Raw genomic sequence first — 18,172 nt, forward strand, 5'->3', positions numbered from 1 at the left:
ATGTTAAAGGAAAAAGTTCTGAGCACCATTTATAGAAACGAATTGATTAAGGAAAACTCGAAGTTGCTAATAGGCGTTTCCGGAGGACCGGACTCGCTGGTGCTTCTCCATATCCTTAAGGAAATTCAACCTCTTTTTCATTACGAGATGATCGTAGCTAGTGTTGACCATATGTTTCGTGGTGAAGAATCCTATGGGGATTATAAATATGTCGAGCATATTTGTGAACGGTGGGGCATTACATTTGAGGGAAAAAGGATCGATGTTCCTGCCCGGATGGAACAGACGGGGGAAAGTTCACAAATAACGTCAAGAAAGCTGCGTTTTGCTTTCTATGAGGAAGTGATGGATAAGCATCAAGCCTCCACGCTTGTCCTGGGGCATCATGGAGATGATCAAATAGAAACGATGCTCATGCGTTTAACAAGAGGGGCGACAGGCAAGGCAAGAGCGGGTATTCCTATAAAGAGACGTTTTCATACAGGGGATCTGATCAGGCCTTTTCTTGAAATCACGAAAAGTCAAATAATCGAATATGCGGGCCTTCATGATATTGAACCAAGGTTTGATCCGAGCAATGAAACGGGTGTCTATGCAAGAAATCGTTTTAGACATGAAGTTCTTCCGTTTTTAAAGAAAGAAAATAGAAAGGTTCATGAGCATTTTCAACGATTCAGTGAAGAGCTATATGAAGATGAAGAGTTTTTTTTGAACCTGGTTTCAAGTAAAATGTCCGAGGTTTGGATCCAGCAGGATAAAGATCAAGCGGTTATTCAGATTGGTAAGGTTCTCGCGATGCCTAAACCTTTACAAAGAAGGGCGATTCAACTAATATTAAACTATCTTTATTTGGAGAGACCTTCATCGCTTTCGGCATTACATATTGACCAACTTTTAGTTTTGTTTTTGAATCCTCAACCATCTGCAGAATTGCATCTTCCGGAGGGCCTTATTGTGGAAAAATCATATCAAACTTGCACGTTTAGATTTTTTCGGCAAAAAAGCCGTGAATATTCCCTAAAATTACAAATTCCCGGTGAGACTATTCTTCCGAATGGATATAAGATTAAAGCGCACTATATAAAAGAAGAAATTCCGGTACTTAGGGGAAATCATTCTTTTATTCTTCCCGAATCAGCTGTTCAGTTTCCGCTTACAGTCCGAACCAGGAATGAAGGCGAACGGATGGCCGTCAAGGGATTAGGTGGAACTAAAAAGTTAAAGGATATTTTTATTAATGAAAAGATCCCGATGCTAGAAAGAAATGTGTGGCCGGTCATCATCGATCAAACGGGAACGGCGATTTGGCTGCCCGGTTTAAAGAAGTCGAATGTTGAGCCGGATATAATTTCTGATGAAAAATCTTTAATTTACTTAGAATATAAAAAAGCTTAATTCTTCATGGGGGGCAATTAATTACAATGACCATGCAAAACGACATTGAAAAAGTTTTAATATCAGAGGAAGAACTTCAATTGAAAATAAGGGAATTGGGTGCGCAGCTAGAAGCTGATTACCAAGGTAAGTTCCCGTTGGCCATCGGAGTGCTGAAAGGCGCCATGCCATTTATGTCAGATTTACTGAAACGTGTGGATACACATCTTGAAATGGACTTTATGGATGTTTCGAGCTATGGTAACTCCACTGTATCGTCCGGTGAAGTGAAAATCATCAAGGACCTTGATACATCGGTTGAAGGCCGGGATATTTTAATCATTGAGGATATTATCGACAGCGGTTTGACTCTTAGCTATCTTGCGGAACTTTTCCGTTATCGAAAAGCAAAATCAATTAAAATCGTTACCTTATTGGATAAACCAACAGGCAGGAAAGTGGATATCGCTCCGGACTATGCCGGGTTCATCGTTCCGGATGCATTTGTTGTCGGATATGGTCTTGATTTTGCGGAAAAGTATCGTAATCTCCCGTATATTGGCATATTGAAGCCTGAAATTTACTCGAATTAATCGTACAAGTTTGAAAGGGAAGACCAGATAAAAACAGCGGTGTTAAATTATTGTAATTCATTAATTTTATATGATAGTATTTACTATAGTTTGTTTACCCGTGGGAGGAGGTAAGGGATGAATCGGATCTTCCGTAATACCATATTTTATTTACTGATCTTTTTGGTCATCATTGGGATTGTAAGCATTTTTAATAATAACAATGAACCAACGGAGAAAATGACCCAAGATGAATTCTATAAGCATTTGGAGAATGGGGACGTTACTGCACTGACGATGCAGCCCGAAAGCAGTGTATTTGAAATCACAGGAAAGCTCAAAGGTTATGAGGAAAACAAATTCTTTGTGACGTACGTGCCTTTCAGTGAATATTCGCAAAGTCGGATAAATGATGCCGTAACCAAGTTGGGTAAGGACATCATCACTGTGGAACCTCCAGAAAAAACAAGTGGCTGGGTGACATTTTTCACTTCCATCATTCCATTTGTAATCATTTTTATCCTCTTCTTCTTTTTACTTAACCAAGCTCAGGGCGGCGGCGGTGGCCGCGTCATGAACTTCGGGAAAAGTAAGGCGAAATTGTATAATGATGATAAGAAAAAAGTTCGCTTCAATGATGTTGCCGGGGCGGACGAAGAAAAGCAGGAACTTGTTGAGGTCGTTGAATTTTTGAAAGATCCTCGCAAATATGCCGAGCTTGGAGCCCGTATTCCTAAAGGGGTACTTTTAGTTGGGCCTCCTGGTACAGGTAAAACTTTACTTGCACGAGCAGTAGCTGGTGAAGCCGGAACTCCTTTCTTCTCAATCAGTGGTTCTGATTTTGTTGAAATGTTTGTGGGTGTCGGTGCATCCCGTGTTCGTGATTTGTTTGAAAATGCTAAGAAGAATGCACCATGTATCATCTTCATCGATGAAATTGATGCAGTCGGTCGTCAACGTGGCGCAGGTCTAGGTGGCGGTCACGATGAACGTGAACAGACATTGAACCAATTACTGGTGGAAATGGACGGTTTCGGTGGTAATGAAGGAATCATCATCATCGCTGCGACTAACCGTGCTGATGTATTGGATCCGGCACTATTGCGTCCGGGACGTTTTGACCGTCAAATAACGGTAGGCCGCCCTGATGTTAAAGGCCGTGAAGAAGTGCTGAAAGTGCATGCACGCAATAAACCATTAGCGGAAACAGTCGATTTGAAAGCGATCGCTCAGCGTACTCCAGGATTTTCTGGTGCAGATCTTGAAAACTTACTGAATGAAGCGGCGCTTGTTGCTGCCCGTCAAGATAAGAAGAAGATCGACATGTCCGATTTGGATGAAGCTTCGGATCGCGTTATCGCCGGACCTGCCAAGAAAAACCGTGTCATTTCCAAAAAGGAAAGAAATATCGTAGCGTGGCATGAAGCAGGCCATACCATTATTGGGCTGGTTCTGGATGATGCCGAGATCGTTCATAAAGTTACGATTGTCCCTCGTGGTCAAGCCGGCGGTTATGCAGTTATGCTGCCGAAAGAAGATCGTTTCTTCATGACGGAACCTGAGCTAAAAGATAAAATCGTAGGACTATTGGGTGGCCGTGTTGCCGAAGAAGTTACATTCGGAGAAGTGAGTACCGGTGCGCATAACGACTTCCAGCGTGCAACGGGCATAGCTCGTAGCATGGTTATGGAATATGGAATGAGCAAGCTCGGACCGCTTCAATTCGGTAATTCTCAAGGTCAGGTCTTCCTAGGCCGCGATTTCAACAATGATCAAAACTATTCAGATGCAATAGCATATGAAATCGATCTTGAAATTCAACGTATCATCAAGGAAGCTTACGAAAGATGTAAGAAAATCCTTACTGAAAATCGTGAAAAACTTGATTTGGTTGCAAAAACCCTGCTTGAAGTGGAAACACTTGATGCGGAACAAATCAAAGGTTTATTCCATAATGGTAAATTGCCAGATCGCGATTATACGGCCCTGAATGGGAATCTAACCACTGATGAGAATGTCAAGGTGAACATCAATAAGAAGAAGGAAGAAAAAGAGGCCCTATTAGATCCATTGGATAAAAGAGGACCTGAGGACCTTGAAATAACGGAGGAAGGATTGAATACTCCTCCAATCAAAGAAGGTGCACCTCAAGATCAGCCGCTTTCCTTCCCGAACGAAGACGACAATAAAAAGTCTTAATCGACTAAATTCAAAAGGGTATTTCCGCCTCGGAAATACCCTTTTCTTAACTCTTAAATTAATTATGATAAAGTTCCTGGGATACCTTCCGAAAAGTGCGACTAATAGCGTGGGAAATAACAGTGTGGTATGATGTTGGAGAATAATTTACCGGAGTGATGAAACGATGATTTTTGTATTGGATGTTGGGAATACGAATACCGTATTAGGCGTATACGATGAAGATATTTTAAAATATCATTGGCGAATTGAGACTAACCGTCACAAGACAGAAGATGAGTATGGAATGATCATAAAGTCTTTGCTTCAGCATGAAAGTCTTGCGTTTGATCAATTTGATGGAATCATTATTTCTTCGGTAGTTCCGCCAATTATGTTTGCGCTTGAACGCATGTGCAAAAAATACTTTGGAATTAAACCGCTTATAGTTGGACCTGGAATAAAAACTGGATTGAATATTAAATACGAAAATCCCCGTGAGGTGGGAGCGGACCGAATCGTTAATGCTGTTGCTGGCATTCAGGAATATGGAAGCCCTCTCATTATCGTGGATTTTGGTACGGCAACTACATATTGCTACATAAATGAGGATAAACAATACATGGGCGGAGCCATTGCCCCGGGTATAAATATTTCTACCGAGGCACTTTATTCAAAGGCAGCCAAACTTCCGAGAATAGAAATCAGCCGTCCGGAAGGGATTATTGGGAAAAATACGGTGTCCGCCATGCAGGCTGGCATTTTGTATGGGTATGTTGGGCAGGTAGAAGGAATCGTTAATCGAATTAAAGCGCAAAGTAATCTAGAACCAACGGTAATAGCGACAGGCGGACTGGCTACCTTAATTGCAAATGAGTCTACTGTTATTGACGTTGTGGAGCCATTTTTGACCTTGAAGGGTTTGCAGCTGATTTATAAACGTAATCGTGAGCAAGTGAAGAAGTAACACAAAGCATGAAAGGAGCAATATAAATGAAGGATTATCTAATAAAGGCGTTAGGTTATGAAGGACAGGTTCGTGCATATGCTGTTTCAACAACAGACACCGTAGGAGAAGCTCAGCGACGCCATTATACATGGCCCACTGCTTCGGCTGCCCTTGGACGGGCTATGACGGCAGGCGTTATGATGGGTGGAATGTTAAAAGGTGAAGAAAAGCTGACGATTAAAATCGAGGGCGGTGGTCCGATTGGATCCATCCTGGTCGACAGCAATGCAAAGGGGGAAGTCCGCGGATATGTCACACATCCGCAAACCCACTTTGATTTGAATGAGCAAGGTAAGCTGGATGTCAGGAAAGCGGTGGGTACCGATGGTTTGTTGACTGTTGTGAAAGATATTGGTCTTCGTGATTACTTTTCAGGGCAAGTACCGCTTGTATCTGGAGAACTGGGTGAAGATTTCACTTATTACTTTGTTACTTCCGAACAGGTGCCTTCATCAGTGGGGGTTGGGGTCCTGGTGAATCCGGATAATTCAATCCTTGCAGCGGGCGGATTTATCATTCAGTTGATGCCGGGTACATCCGAAGATACGATTTCGAAAATCGAAAAAAGACTAAGCACGATTACTCCTGTTTCCAAGATGATTCAAAACGGCATGACTCCTGAAGAAATCCTAACCGAAATTTTAGGTGAGGGCAATGTGAATATATTAGAAAAAATGGATGTCCAATTCTCCTGTCAATGTTCAAGGGAAAGAATTGCGACTGCATTGATCAGCCTGGGGCAGGCAGAGATTCGGGATATTATTGATACAGACGGACAAGCGGAGGCGCATTGTCATTTTTGTAATCAGACCTACCAATTCTCTAAGGAAGAACTTGAGGAACTGGAAGCGGAAACCAAAAAATAATGTACGGGGGATAAGGGTTTGCCAAAACACAAGCTTCGGGCGATTATTGCTGGCCTTGCCTTGTTGAACCTATTGACTATCATTATCTTTGTCATAAAACCACTAATCATTTCAAAAACCGTCATTGGGGAAGAAACGGCCGCGAAGGTCGGGTCGAAGGATATTTCCCGGGACGCATGGATGAATGAGCTCGAAAAAAGATATGGGGAAGATGTACTTGAGGAAATGGTCGATAAAGAGGTAGTGAAACAGGCAGCTGAAAAATACAAAGTGAAAATTTCGGATGAAGAGCTAGATCGTGAACTTAAAATGATGAAAACGATGTATGGGACTGCCGGTCAGAACCTTAATAAAAGTAACGATCAATTGAGGCAGGAAATTCAGTCGAGTCTCCTCCTCGAGAAGCTCCTCACCAAGGACGTTTCGGTTTCCAAAACGGCAATGCGGAATTATTATGATAATAATAAGGATATCTATAGAATCCCTACTGCTTTCCATATTTCCCATATTACCACGTCTACAAAAAAGCAGGCAGACCAAGTCATACGTGAACTGGAGAAAGGTGTCTCCTTTGAAGTCTTGGCGATGGAAAAGTCCCTTGATGAATTTACTGCCAATCAAGGGGGCGACATGGGTTATATATCACAGGATAACGAGCAAGTATCCAAGGAATACATTACCGCTGCCGAGAAATTGAAGGTTAAAAAGTGGAGTGATGCAATCCAAACGGAGGATGGCTGGGCCGTTCTCTACCTGCATGAAAGAATAGAGGGCAAGCAATATGAATATGACGAAGTTAAAGACAAGATTCGCCGCCAAATAGCTCTTGAACAGATTCAGGCACCGGTCTCAGGGAAAATTTTCTGGGACGAATTTGATGTAGAATGGTTTTATGGATTGAAGGAAGAAAAGTAGGTCAATGGTTGTGTGAGAAAATTTAGAATATAGTATATAATCATTGACAATGAACTATTAAAACTGGTAACTTTAAAATTATAAAACCAATAAACATACTCGGTATTGAAATGATAAGGGAGTGGAGAAAATGGCACGTATAGCTAATTCTGTAATCGATTTAATTGGACAAACACCTATTGTTAAGTTAAACAAGCTTCAAAATGAAAACAGTGCAGATATTTATTTGAAACTTGAGTATTTTAACCCAGGCAGCAGTGTAAAAGACCGTATCGCCCTTGCGATGATCGAAGCGGCAGAAAAAAATGGTACCCTTAAACCAGGTGATACGATCATTGAACCTACAAGCGGAAATACTGGAATAGGCCTGGCGATGGTAGCTGCGGCAAAGGGCTATAAATCAATTCTGGTTATGCCGGAGACGATGAGCTTGGAACGCCGTAACTTGCTTCGCGCTTATGGCGCAGAATTAGTTCTTACTCCTGGGCCAGAAGGAATGAAGGGTGCAATCGCAAAGGCGACTGAGCTTTCTAAAGAAAAAGGTTACTTCATTCCACAGCAATTCGAAAACGAAGCCAACCCTGAAGTACATCGGAACACTACAGGCCCTGAAATCGTTGAAGCCTTTGGAGATGAAGGCCTGGATGCATTCGTTGCCGGAATCGGTACTGGCGGAACCATTACAGGTGCCGGTGAAGTCCTGCGTGAGAAATTCCCTGACATTAAAATTTACGCTGTTGAACCTGCGGATTCCCCAGTATTATCAGGAGGGACTCCAGGACCTCATAAAATCCAAGGAATCGGAGCAGGCTTCATTCCAACTATATTGAATACAGATCTCTATGACGAAATCATTCAAGTCAATACAGAGGAATCTTTTGATTATGCACGCCGCGCAGCAAAAGAAGAAGGAATCCTTGGCGGAATTTCTTCTGGAGGTGCAATCGCAGCTGCCGTTAAAGTGGCTGACAAACTGGGAAAAGGCAAAAAGGTACTTGCCATCATACCAAGTAATGGTGAACGCTACTTAAGTACGCCATTATATAACTTTGAGTAAGACAAGACACTAAAAATGAGAAGCGAAGTTCCTTAGGGGCTTTGCTTTTCTTTTTGCAGTAATGTTTGCAGAAGTGTTCCGAATCTTCATGGAGCTTGCACTATGCCTGTGTAAATGGGTAAACTCGTATATATAGATTTCTTTAAGTGAAGGAGAACGTTGGATGTCATTAGCTGGAGCGTCAAAAATAAAGTGCGGTTCATTTGATTTGGATTACAGCAATAAAACCTTAATTATGGGGATTTTGAATGTTACGCCGGACTCCTTTTCGGATGGCGGGAAATATAATCGGATAGATGCTGCTTTGAAGCATGCCGAACGGATGGTCAACGATGGAGCGGATATATTGGATGTAGGCGGAGAGTCCACCCGACCTAATTATGAGAGGATATCGGAGGAAGAGGAAATAGAGAGAGTCGCCCCGATTATAGAGGCCATATCCCGTAATATTGAGGTTCCAATATCGGTCGATACGTATAAATCAAGAGTGGCGGAAGCGGCGGTAAAAGCAGGAGCCCATATATTAAATGACATTTGGGGAGGTAAAGCCGATTCATTGATGCCGAAGGTTGCTGCGGAATATAAGGTGCCGATCATCTTGATGCATAACAGGGGTAATATGGAATATGGACATTTTGTTCGGGATGTACTTCAAGATTTATTCGAAAGCATCATGTTGGTGAAGGATGCAGGTGTCAAGGATGAAAACATCATACTCGATCCAGGAATTGGCTTTGCGAAAGATTTAAAGTTAAATTTAGAAATGATGAGGAATCTTGATAAGCTGGTATCGTTAGGTTATCCAGTTCTGTTAGCCACATCAAGAAAGTCCATGATTGGACATGTTCTGGACCTGCCGCCTAGTGAGCGAATGGAAGGAACGGCCGCCACAATCTGTCATGGCATTCAACAAGGCTGTCAAATGGTTCGCGTACATGATGTGAAGGAAATGGCACGGACTGCAAAGATGATGGATGCTCTATTAGGAAAAGGTGAATGATATGGATAAGATATATGTGAATAAAATGGAGTTTTACGGTTATCATGGAGTTTTTCCGGAAGAAACGAAGCTTGGTCAGCGATTTAAAGTGGATTTAATCGTCCAGACTGATTTAGCCAAGGCAGGAAAGAGTGACAACCTTGAAGACTCAATCAACTATGGCGAGTTATATGAAGTGTGTAAAAATATTGTTGAGGGAAAACCTTTTAAGTTAGTGGAAGCTGTCGCTGAAAAAATCGCCTCTGAACTGCTTAATAAATATTCTTCCATCGAGACATGCACCGTCAAGGTTTATAAACCAGATCCTCCAATAGCAGGTCACTATGATTCGGTTGCTATAGAGATTGTAAGGGGACGCTGATTGTGAGAAATATTGCTTACCTTTCAATAGGGTCGAACTTAGGTGATCGCCTTGAAACATTCCGAAAGGCTTTCCAATTATTGTCTGAAAGCCCGCATATCAAATTGGTGTCATGCTCCTCTTTATATGAAACGGATCCGATAGGATATGAAGACCAGGACTGTTTTTTAAATGCTGTCCTTAAAGTGAAAACCGATTTAGAACCCGAACAATTACTTCACGCTTGTATGAAAATTGAACAGGATTTAGGGAGAAAAAGGGAAATCAGGTGGGGTCCTCGTACTTTAGACCTTGACATTTTGTTATATAATCATGAAAATATTGAGACAGAGATTCTTTCAGTCCCGCACCCTCGTATGCGCGAGAGGGCTTTTGTTATCGTGCCTTTAATGGAAGTGGACCCAGATATATCACTTCCGCAAATGCGTGCACCTTTGAGCGACCTGCTTGAACAGATTTCGGATAAAGAAGGAGTTCGATTATGGAAGGTGAAAAATGGGGAAGGCGTATTCGCGCTTTTCGAAAGTTAAAGGGTTATACCCAGGAAGGGTTTGCGAGGGAGATAGGTGTTTCCGTTTCCTTGCTGGGAGAAGTTGAACGAGGGAACCGTAACCCTTCAGAAGCATTTTTACTGGAAGTGGCGGAAATTCTTCATATTTCCATTGAGGAGCTTCAGCCACCTGAGGATAAATGAAAGAATGTTATAGGGGGTCACAACGTGTTAAGAATAGGCGATATAGAAATGAAGAACCAGGTAGTGCTGGCCCCGATGGCGGGAGTCTGTAACTCGGCATTCCGCTTGACTGTCAAGGAATTTGGTGCTGGTCTTGTTTGTGCGGAGATGGTCAGTGACAAGGGAATCGTTCTTAAAAATGCTAGAACGATGAATATGCTTTATATAGATGAAAGAGAAAAGCCGTTAAGTTTGCAAATCTTTGGCGGTGAGAAGAAATCCTTGGTTGAAGCTGCGCAATTTGTAGATAAAAATACAACAGCTGACATCATTGATATCAACATGGGCTGCCCTGTCCCTAAAATCACTAAATGTGATGCGGGTGCGAAGTGGCTTCTCGATCCAAACAAAATTTATGAGATGGTTTCAGCGGTGGTTGATGCTGTTGAAAAGCCGGTAACGGTAAAAATGCGCATAGGCTGGGATGATGAACACGTTTTTGCGATTCAAAATGCTCAGGCTGTTGAACGCGCAGGTGGTAAAGCTGTTTCCATGCATGGCAGAACACGTGTTCAAATGTATGAAGGAAAAGCTAACTGGGACATCATCCATGAAGTGAAGAAATCAATTAATATTCCCCTTATCGGTAACGGTGATGTGGAAACTCCACAGGATGCGGAAAGAATGCTGAAGGAAACGGGTGTTGATGGAGTCATGATCGGCCGTGCAGCTCTAGGTAACCCGTGGATGATTTACCGGACTGTAAAATATCTTGAAACCGGTCAACTGATGGATGAGCCTTCAGTTCGTGAAAAGATGGATGTTTGCGTGCTTCATATGGATCGTCTGATTGCGTTGAAAAATGAAAATGTCGCCGTTCGTGAAATGCGTAAGCATGCTTCTTGGTATTTAAAGGGTGTTAAAGGGAATGCTACGGCACGCAAAGGAATTAATGATTGTGAAACAAGGGAAGATGTTGTGAAGCTTCTCTATGGACTTGTTGATGATATTGAAGCGAAGCAACAAAATATCCAAATGGTCTGATGTTTGACATTACCTTCCTATTTTCCTATAATACGCTTATCTTAAACTGCCAGTAATCCTGGCAGTTTTTATATGTACATAAACAATGTTTTATGATAAAAAGCTGTTGAATTCCTTTACTTTATGTAAGAATAAATATGTATGCAAAAGAATTTCTGATTAATTATATAAGGCATTTATTAATAAAGATGGAGATGATTTTCGTGAGTCATGAAGAATTGAATGACCAACTGCAGGTAAGACGCGATAAAATGCAAGCGATGATGGATAATGGACTAGACCCTTTCGGGAGCAGATTCGAGCGCACACATAACACGCAAGAGTTAATCAGTGCTTATGGTGAATTAGAAAAAGAAGATCTTGAAGAAAAAGAAATTGAAGTTACGATCGCTGGCCGTGTCATGACGAAGCGCGGAAAAGGAAAAGCGGGATTTGCCCATATCCAGGATATTAGCGGCCAAATCCAAATCTACGTCCGTTTGGATAACATAGGGGAAGATTCTTACCAAATTTTCAACCAAACGGATCTTGGTGATCTTGTAGGGGTAACTGGCGTTATCTTCAAAACGAAAGTCGGGGAACTTTCCATTAAAGCTAAAGAATATGTGTTCCTTGCTAAAGCGCTTCGCCCGTTGCCTGATAAATTTCATGGCTTGAAGGATGTTGAAGAGCGTTACAGGAAACGTTATGTTGATTTAATTACAAATGAAGAAAGCAAAAATACGTTGATCATGCGCAGTCGCATTGTACAAGCCATGAGAAGGTATTTGGATGATCATGGATACCTTGAAGTGGAGACGCCGCTATTGCACTCTGTTGCTGGTGGAGCAGCTGCACGACCTTTCCTTACTCACCATAATGCTTTGGATATGCCTTTGAATTTAAGGATTGCCATTGAACTTCATCTAAAACGCTTGATCGTTGGCGGATTGGAGAAAGTTTATGAAATTGGCCGGGTTTTCAGAAATGAAGGGGTGTCCACAAGGCATAATCCTGAATTCACATTGATCGAATTGTACGAAGCTTATGCGGATTACCAAGATATCATGAGCTTAACGGAAAACTTGATTGCCCATATAGCTCAAGAAGTTCTTGGGACGACTACCATCCAGTATGGGGAGTATGAGATAGAGTTAAAACCGGAATGGAAACGACTTCACATGGTTGACGCTGTAAAAGAATATACCGGTGTGGACTTCTGGACTGAAATGAGTAAAGAAGAAGCCCAGCAGCTTGCTAAAGAAAATGGGATTGAAGTTAAGGATTCCATGGAGTTCGGCCATATCGTAAATGAATTCTTTGAACAAAAGGTCGAAGATAAGTTAATTCAACCTACATTCATCTATGGGCATCCAGTGGAAATCTCTCCTTTAGCAAAGAAAAATCCGGAAGATTCCCGTTTCACAGATCGTTTTGAGTTATTCATAGTAGGTAGGGAGCACGCAAATGCCTTCACTGAACTTAATGATCCTATTGATCAACGTCAACGCTTTGAAGCTCAATTGAAAGAACGAGAGCAAGGTAATGATGAAGCTCATGAAATGGATGAAGATTTCTTGGAGGCATTAGAATACGGAATGCCGCCGACTGGCGGACTTGGAATTGGTGTTGACCGTTTGGTTATGCTATTGACCAATTCTCCTTCCATACGTGACGTCCTGTTATTCCCTTTAATGAGACATCGCTAAATATAAGCAAAATGGTTTTGATTGCAGGGCCGAATTCGGATGGCTGGGATCATGGGCGTAGCTCCTGATCCTGGTAAGTCCAATTCGGTTTTTGTTTTTTAATTATAATTTCATGCCTTTCAATAGAGTGGATTCTAGGGTTTAAAAGAAAAACAACATTATCTCAAAAAAACTTTATAAAAGGTATTGCACAGTTAACGTAATGGTGTTATATTTATATCTGTCGTTACGAACGAGTTGCAAACAGATTACAAACTTTAAAAAGTTTTAAAAAAGTTGTTGACTTGCAGTAATGAAAATGTTATTATAAATAAGCTGTTCCGAAAGACATTGTTCTTTGAAAACTGAACAAAACAAAGCGCCAACGTTAAATTTTAAGTGAGCACACACTATCAAAAAAGCAAATGAGCAAGTCAAACATTTCTTCGGAGAGTTTGATCCTGGCTCAGGACGAACGCTGGCGGCGTGCCTAATACATGCAAGTCGAGCGAATCGATGGGAGCTTGCTCCCTGAGATTAGCGGCGGACGGGTGAGTAACACGTGGGCAACCTGCCTATAAGACTGGGATAACTTCGGGAAACCGGAGCTAATACCGGATACGTTCTTTTCTCGCATGAGAGAAGATGGAAAGACGGTTTACGCTGTCACTTATAGATGGGCCCGCGGCGCATTAGCTAGTTGGTGAGGTAATGGCTCACCAAGGCGACGATGCGTAGCCGACCTGAGAGGGTGATCGGCCACACTGGGACTGAGACACGGCCCAGACTCCTACGGGAGGCAGCAGTAGGGAATCTTCCGCAATGGACGAAAGTCTGACGGAGCAACGCCGCGTGAACGAAGAAGGCCTTCGGGTCGTAAAGTTCTGTTGTTAGGGAAGAACAAGTACCAGAGTAACTGCTGGTACCTTGACGGTACCTAACCAGAAAGCCACGGCTAACTACGTGCCAGCAGCCGCGGTAATACGTAGGTGGCAAGCGTTGTCCGGAATTATTGGGCGTAAAGCGCGCGCAGGTGGTTCCTTAAGTCTGATGTGAAAGCCCACGGCTCAACCGTGGAGGGTCATTGGAAACTGGGGAACTTGAGTGCAGAAGAGGAAAGTGGAATTCCAAGTGTAGCGGTGAAATGCGTAGAGATTTGGAGGAACACCAGTGGCGAAGGCGACTTTCTGGTCTGTAACTGACACTGAGGCGCGAAAGCGTGGGGAGCAAACAGGATTAGATACCCTGGTAGTCCACGCCGTAAACGATGAGTGCTAAGTGTTAGAGGGTTTCCGCCCTTTAGTGCTGCAGCTAACGCATTAAGCACTCCGCCTGGGGAGTACGGCCGCAAGGCTGAAACTCAAAGGAATTGACGGGGGCCCGCACAAGCGGTGGAGCATGTGGTTTAATTCGAAGCAACGCGAAGAACCTTACCAGGTCTTGACATCCTCTGACAACCCTAGAGATAGGGCTTTCCCCTTCGGGGGACAGAGTGACAGGTGGTGCATGGTTGTCGTCAGCTCGTGTCGTGAGATGTTGGGTTAAGTCCCGCAACGAGCGCAACCCTTGATCTTAGTTGCCAGCATTCAGTTGGGCACTCTAAGGTGACTGCCGGTGACAAACCGGAGGAAGGTGGGGATGACGTCAAATCATCATGCCCCTTATGACCTGGGCTACACACGTGCTACAATGGATGGTACAAAGGGCTGCAAACCTGCGAAGGTAAGCGAATCCCATAAAGCCATTCTCAGTTCGGATTGCAGGCTGCAACTCGCCTGCATGAAGCCGGAATCGCTAGTAATCGCGGATCAGCATGCCGCGGTGAATACGTTCCCGGGCCTTGTACACACCGCCCGTCACACCACGAGAGTTTGTAACACCCGAAGTCGGTGAGGTAACCTTCATGGAGCCAGCCGCCTAAGGTGGGACAGATGATTGGGGTGAAGTCGTAACAAGGTAGCCGTATCGGAAGGTGCGGCTGGATCACCTCCTTTCTAAGGATAATTACGAGAGCGCTTTTGTTTTGTTCAGTTTTGAATGAGTAATTCATTCAAATAGGAAAGACGAACATCACGATGTGATGGATTCTTTCTGCTTTGTTCCTTGAAAACTAGATAATAGATAGAAGGCAATTAATTTTTTTCAAAGCATCTGTAAGATCTTTTTTAACGGTTAAGTTAGAAAGGGCGCACGGTGGATGCCTTGGCACTAGGAGCCGATGAAGGACGGGACTAACACCGATATGCTTCGGGGAGCTGTAAGTAAGCTTTGATCCGGAGATTTCCGAATGGGGAAACCCACTGTTCGTAATGGAACAGTATCTTTACCTGAATACATAGGGTACTGAAGGCAGACCCGGGGAACTGAAACATCTAAGTACCCGGAGGAAGAGAAAGCAAACGCGATTTCCTGAGTAGCGGCGAGCGAAACGGAATTAGCCCAAACCAAGAGGCTTGCCTCTTGGGGTTGTAGGACACTCAACATGGAGTTACAAAGGAACGGGGTAAATGAAGCGACCTGGAAAGGTCCGTCGAAGAAGGTAAAAACCCTGTAGTTGAAACTTCGTTCCCTCCTGAGTGGATCCTGAGTACGGCGGGACACGAGAAATCCCGTCGGAAGCAGGGAGGACCATCTCCCAAGGCTAAATACTCCCTAGTGACCGATAGTGAACCAGTACCGTGAGGGAAAGGTGAAAAGCACCCCGGAAGGGGAGTGAAATAGATCCTGAAACCGTGTGCCTACAAGTAGTCAAAGCCCGTTAATGGGTAATGGCGTGCCTTTTGTAGAATGAACCGGCGAGTTACGATTTCATGCGAGGTTAAGTTGATGAGACGGAGCCGCAGCGAAAGCGAGTCTGAATAGGGCGAATGAGTATGAGGTCGTAGACCCGAAACCAGGTGATCTACCCATGTCCAGGGTGAAGTTCAGGTAACACTGAATGGAGGCCCGAACCCACGCACGTTGAAAAGTGCGGGGATGAGGTGTGGGTAGCGGAGAAATTCCAATCGAACCTGGAGATAGCTGGTTCTCTCCGAAATAGCTTTAGGGCTAGCCTCAAGATGAGAGTATTGGAGGTAGAGCACTGATTGGACTAGGGGCCCCCAACGGGTTACCGAATTCAGTCAAACTCCGAATGCCAAATACTTATTCTTGGGAGTCAGACTGCGAGTGATAAGATCCGTAGTCGAAAGGGAAACAGCCCAGACCACCAGCTAAGGTCCCAAAGTATACGTTAAGTGGAAAAGGATGTGGAGTTGCTTAGACAACCAGGATGTTGGCTTAGAAGCAGCCACCATTTAAAGAGTGCGTAATAGCTCACTGGTCGAGTGACTCCGCGCCGAAAATGTACCGGGGCTAAACGTATCACCGAAGCTGTGGATTGACACCGTATGGTGTCGATGGTAGGAGAGCGTTCTAAGGGCGTTGAAGTCAGACCGGAAGGACTGGTGGAGCGCTTAGAAGTGAGAATGCCGGTATGAGTAGCGAAAGAAGGGTGAGAATCCCTTCCACCGAATGCCTAAGGTTTCCTGAGGAAGGCTCGTCCGCTCAGGGTTAGTCGGGACCTAAGCCGAGGCCGAAAGGCGTAGGCGATGGACAACAGGTTGATATTCCTGTACCACCTATACATCGTTTGAACGATGGGGGGACGCAGAAGGATAGGGTAAGCGCGCTGTTGGATATGCGCGTCCAAGCAGTTAGGCCGGAAACGAGGCAAATCCCGTTTCCATTAAGGCGGAGCTGTGATGGCGAGGGAAATATAGTACCGAAGTTCCTGATTCCACGCTGCCAAGAAAAGCCTCTAGTGAGATGTAAGGTGCCCGTACCGCAAACCGACACAGGTAGGCGAGGAGAGAATCCTAAGGTGTGCGAGAGAACTCTCGTTAAGGAACTCGGCAAAATGACCCCGTAACTTCGGGAGAAGGGGTGCTTTTTAGGGTGAATAGCCCAGAAAAGCCGCAGTGAATAGGCCCAGGCGACTGTTTAGCAAAAACACAGGTCTCTGCGAAGCCGCAAGGCGAAGTATAGGGGCTGACACCTGCCCGGTGCTGGAAGGTTAAGGGGAGAGGTTAGCGCAAGCGAAGCTTTGAACCGAAGCCCCAGTAAACGGCGGCCGTAACTATAACGGTCCTAAGGTAGCGAAATTCCTTGTCGGGTAAGTTCCGACCCGCACGAAAGGTGTAACGATCTGGGCACTGTCTCAACGAGAGACTCGGTGAAATTATAGTACCTGTGAAGATGCAGGTTACCCGCGACAGGACGGAAAGACCCCGTGGAGCTTTACTGCAGCCTGATATTGAATTTTGGTACAGCTTGTACAGGATAGGTAGGAGCCTGAGAAGCCGGAGCGCCAGCTTCGGTGGAGGCGTTGGTGGGATACTACCCTGGCTGTATTGAAATTCTAACCCGCGCCCCTTATCGGGGTGGGAGACAGTGTCAGGTGGGCAGTTTGACTGGGGCGGTCGCCTCCTAAAGAGTAACGGAGGCGCCCAAAGGTTCCCTCAGAATGGTTGGAAATCATTCGTAGAGTGTAAAGGCACAAGGGAGCTTGACTGCGAGACCTACAAGTCGAGCAGGGACGAAAGTCGGGCTTAGTGATCCGGTGGTTCCGCATGGAAGGGCCATCGCTCAACGGATAAAAGCTACCCCGGGGATAACAGGCTTATCTCCCCCAAGAGTCCACATCGACGGGGAGGTTTGGCACCTCGATGTCGGCTCATCGCATCCTGGGGCTGTAGTCGGTCCCAAGGGTTGGGCTGTTCGCCCATTAAAGCGGTACGCGAGCTGGGTTCAGAACGTCGTGAGACAGTTCGGTCCCTATCCGTCGCGGGCGCAGGAAATTTGAGAGGAGCTGTCCTTAGTACGAGAGGACCGGGATGGACGCACCGCTGGTGTACCAGTTGTCTTGCCAAAGGCATAGCTGGGTAGCTACGTGCGGACGGGATAAGTGCTGAAAGCATCTAAGCATGAAGCCCCCCTCAAGATGAGATTTCCCATGGCGCAAGCTAGTAAGATCCCTGAAAGATGATCAGGTTGATAGGTCAGAGGTGGAAGCATGGTGACATGTGGAGCTGACTGATACTAATAGATCGAGGACTTAACCAACGCTTTTTAAAAAATGAAATACCTTCTTATTATCTAGTTTTGAAGGAACAACGTTCCTTTTATGTTTGGTGGCGATAGCGAAGAGGTCACACCCGTTCCCATTCCGAACACGGCAGTTAAGCTCTTCAGCGCCGATGGTAGTTGGGGGTTTCCCCCTGTGAGAGTAGGACGCCGCCAAGCAGTTATATATGGAGGATTAGCTCAGCTGGGAGAGCATCTGCCTTACAAGCAGAGGGTCGGCGGTTCGATCCCGTCATCCTCCACCATTTTTACACTTGCCGGTGTAGCTCAACTGGTAGAGCAACTGACTTGTAATCAGTAGGTTGGGGGTTCAAGTCCTCTTGCCGGCACCA

General features: G+C 44.6%; 13 protein-coding genes, 2 tRNA genes and 3 rRNA genes. All 18 read left to right on the top strand.

Translation table 11 applies throughout. The annotated features are described in order from the left end of the window. The 18 genes from tilS to ACJ9PY_RS00490 all read left to right on the top strand — a co-directional run bounded on the left by tilS (window position 1) and on the right by ACJ9PY_RS00490 (window position 18,172). A complete protein-coding gene (gene tilS / locus ACJ9PY_RS00405) occupies window positions 1–1,395 on the top strand; it encodes a tRNA lysidine(34) synthetase TilS (RefSeq protein WP_411739336.1) in 1,395 nt (464 codons plus the stop codon). 32 nt (window positions 1,396–1,427) lie between these two features. Further along, window positions 1,428–1,967 carry a hypoxanthine phosphoribosyltransferase gene (gene hpt / locus ACJ9PY_RS00410; RefSeq protein WP_063577541.1) on the top strand — a complete coding sequence of 180 codons (540 nt, stop codon included), beginning with the start codon at window positions 1,428–1,430 and terminating at the stop codon, window positions 1,965–1,967. A gap of 117 nt (window positions 1,968–2,084) precedes the next feature. Beyond that, window positions 2,085–4,145 (top strand): ATP-dependent zinc metalloprotease FtsH, encoded by a 2,061-nt coding sequence (ftsH, locus tag ACJ9PY_RS00415; protein ID WP_082854481.1) that lies wholly within the window; start codon window positions 2,085–2,087, stop codon window positions 4,143–4,145. 166 nt (window positions 4,146–4,311) lie between these two features. Then, complete coding sequence (locus tag ACJ9PY_RS00420; protein ID WP_034316297.1) at window positions 4,312–5,091, top strand: type III pantothenate kinase; 780 nt, start codon at window positions 4,312–4,314, stop codon at window positions 5,089–5,091. 26 nt (window positions 5,092–5,117) lie between these two features. Next, on the top strand, window positions 5,118–5,999 hold the full coding sequence (gene hslO / locus ACJ9PY_RS00425) for an Hsp33 family molecular chaperone HslO (protein WP_057276509.1): 882 nt from the start codon (window positions 5,118–5,120) through the stop codon (window positions 5,997–5,999). An 18-nt stretch (window positions 6,000–6,017) separates the two neighbouring features. Beyond that, complete coding sequence (locus tag ACJ9PY_RS00430) at window positions 6,018–6,914, top strand: peptidyl-prolyl cis-trans isomerase (RefSeq protein ID WP_095679959.1); 897 nt, start codon at window positions 6,018–6,020, stop codon at window positions 6,912–6,914. A gap of 130 nt (window positions 6,915–7,044) precedes the next feature. Next, window positions 7,045–7,971 carry a cysteine synthase A gene (gene cysK, locus ACJ9PY_RS00435; protein ID WP_063574543.1) on the top strand — a complete coding sequence of 309 codons (927 nt, stop codon included), beginning with the start codon at window positions 7,045–7,047 and terminating at the stop codon, window positions 7,969–7,971. A 163-nt stretch (window positions 7,972–8,134) separates the two neighbouring features. Beyond that, complete coding sequence (folP, locus tag ACJ9PY_RS00440) at window positions 8,135–8,971, top strand: dihydropteroate synthase (protein ID WP_095679958.1); 837 nt, start codon at window positions 8,135–8,137, stop codon at window positions 8,969–8,971. A gap of 1 nt (window position 8,972) precedes the next feature. Beyond that, window positions 8,973–9,332, top strand: coding sequence for a dihydroneopterin aldolase (folB, locus tag ACJ9PY_RS00445; protein ID WP_098864284.1), 360 nt, complete (start codon window positions 8,973–8,975; stop codon window positions 9,330–9,332). 2 nt (window positions 9,333–9,334) lie between these two features. Then, the gene (folK, locus tag ACJ9PY_RS00450) at window positions 9,335–9,862 is read left to right on the top strand and encodes a 2-amino-4-hydroxy-6-hydroxymethyldihydropteridine diphosphokinase (protein WP_034316285.1); all 528 of its coding nucleotides are present in this window, start codon (window positions 9,335–9,337) and stop codon (window positions 9,860–9,862) included. Then, window positions 9,814–10,026 carry a helix-turn-helix domain-containing protein gene (locus tag ACJ9PY_RS00455; RefSeq protein WP_034316283.1) on the top strand — a complete coding sequence of 71 codons (213 nt, stop codon included), beginning with the start codon at window positions 9,814–9,816 and terminating at the stop codon, window positions 10,024–10,026. Before folK ends, ACJ9PY_RS00455 begins: the two co-directional genes overlap by 49 nt. A gap of 24 nt (window positions 10,027–10,050) precedes the next feature. Beyond that, a complete protein-coding gene (gene dusB, locus ACJ9PY_RS00460) occupies window positions 10,051–11,049 on the top strand; it encodes a tRNA dihydrouridine synthase DusB (RefSeq protein WP_411739337.1) in 999 nt (332 codons plus the stop codon). Window positions 11,050–11,237: 188 nt separating this feature from the next. Continuing rightward, window positions 11,238–12,737, top strand: coding sequence for a lysine--tRNA ligase (gene lysS, locus ACJ9PY_RS00465; protein WP_411740220.1), 1,500 nt, complete (start codon window positions 11,238–11,240; stop codon window positions 12,735–12,737). A gap of 422 nt (window positions 12,738–13,159) precedes the next feature. After that, window positions 13,160–14,710 (top strand): 16S ribosomal RNA (locus ACJ9PY_RS00470). A 176-nt stretch (window positions 14,711–14,886) separates the two neighbouring features. Beyond that, window positions 14,887–17,819: ribosomal RNA gene (locus ACJ9PY_RS00475) — 23S ribosomal RNA — on the top strand. Window positions 17,820–17,883: 64 nt separating this feature from the next. After that, a 5S ribosomal RNA gene (gene rrf / locus ACJ9PY_RS00480) occupies window positions 17,884–17,999 on the top strand. Together the 16S, 23S and 5S rRNA genes with 2 tRNA genes alongside form the textbook arrangement of a ribosomal RNA operon. Before the next feature lie 10 nt (window positions 18,000–18,009). Further along, a tRNA-Val gene (locus ACJ9PY_RS00485) sits at window positions 18,010–18,085 on the top strand. A gap of 11 nt (window positions 18,086–18,096) precedes the next feature. After that, a tRNA-Thr gene (locus ACJ9PY_RS00490) sits at window positions 18,097–18,172 on the top strand.

This window comes from Peribacillus sp. S4 (assembly GCF_046715815.1).
In the GTDB taxonomy this organism is placed as follows: domain Bacteria; phylum Bacillota; class Bacilli; order Bacillales; family DSM-1321; genus Peribacillus; species Peribacillus frigoritolerans.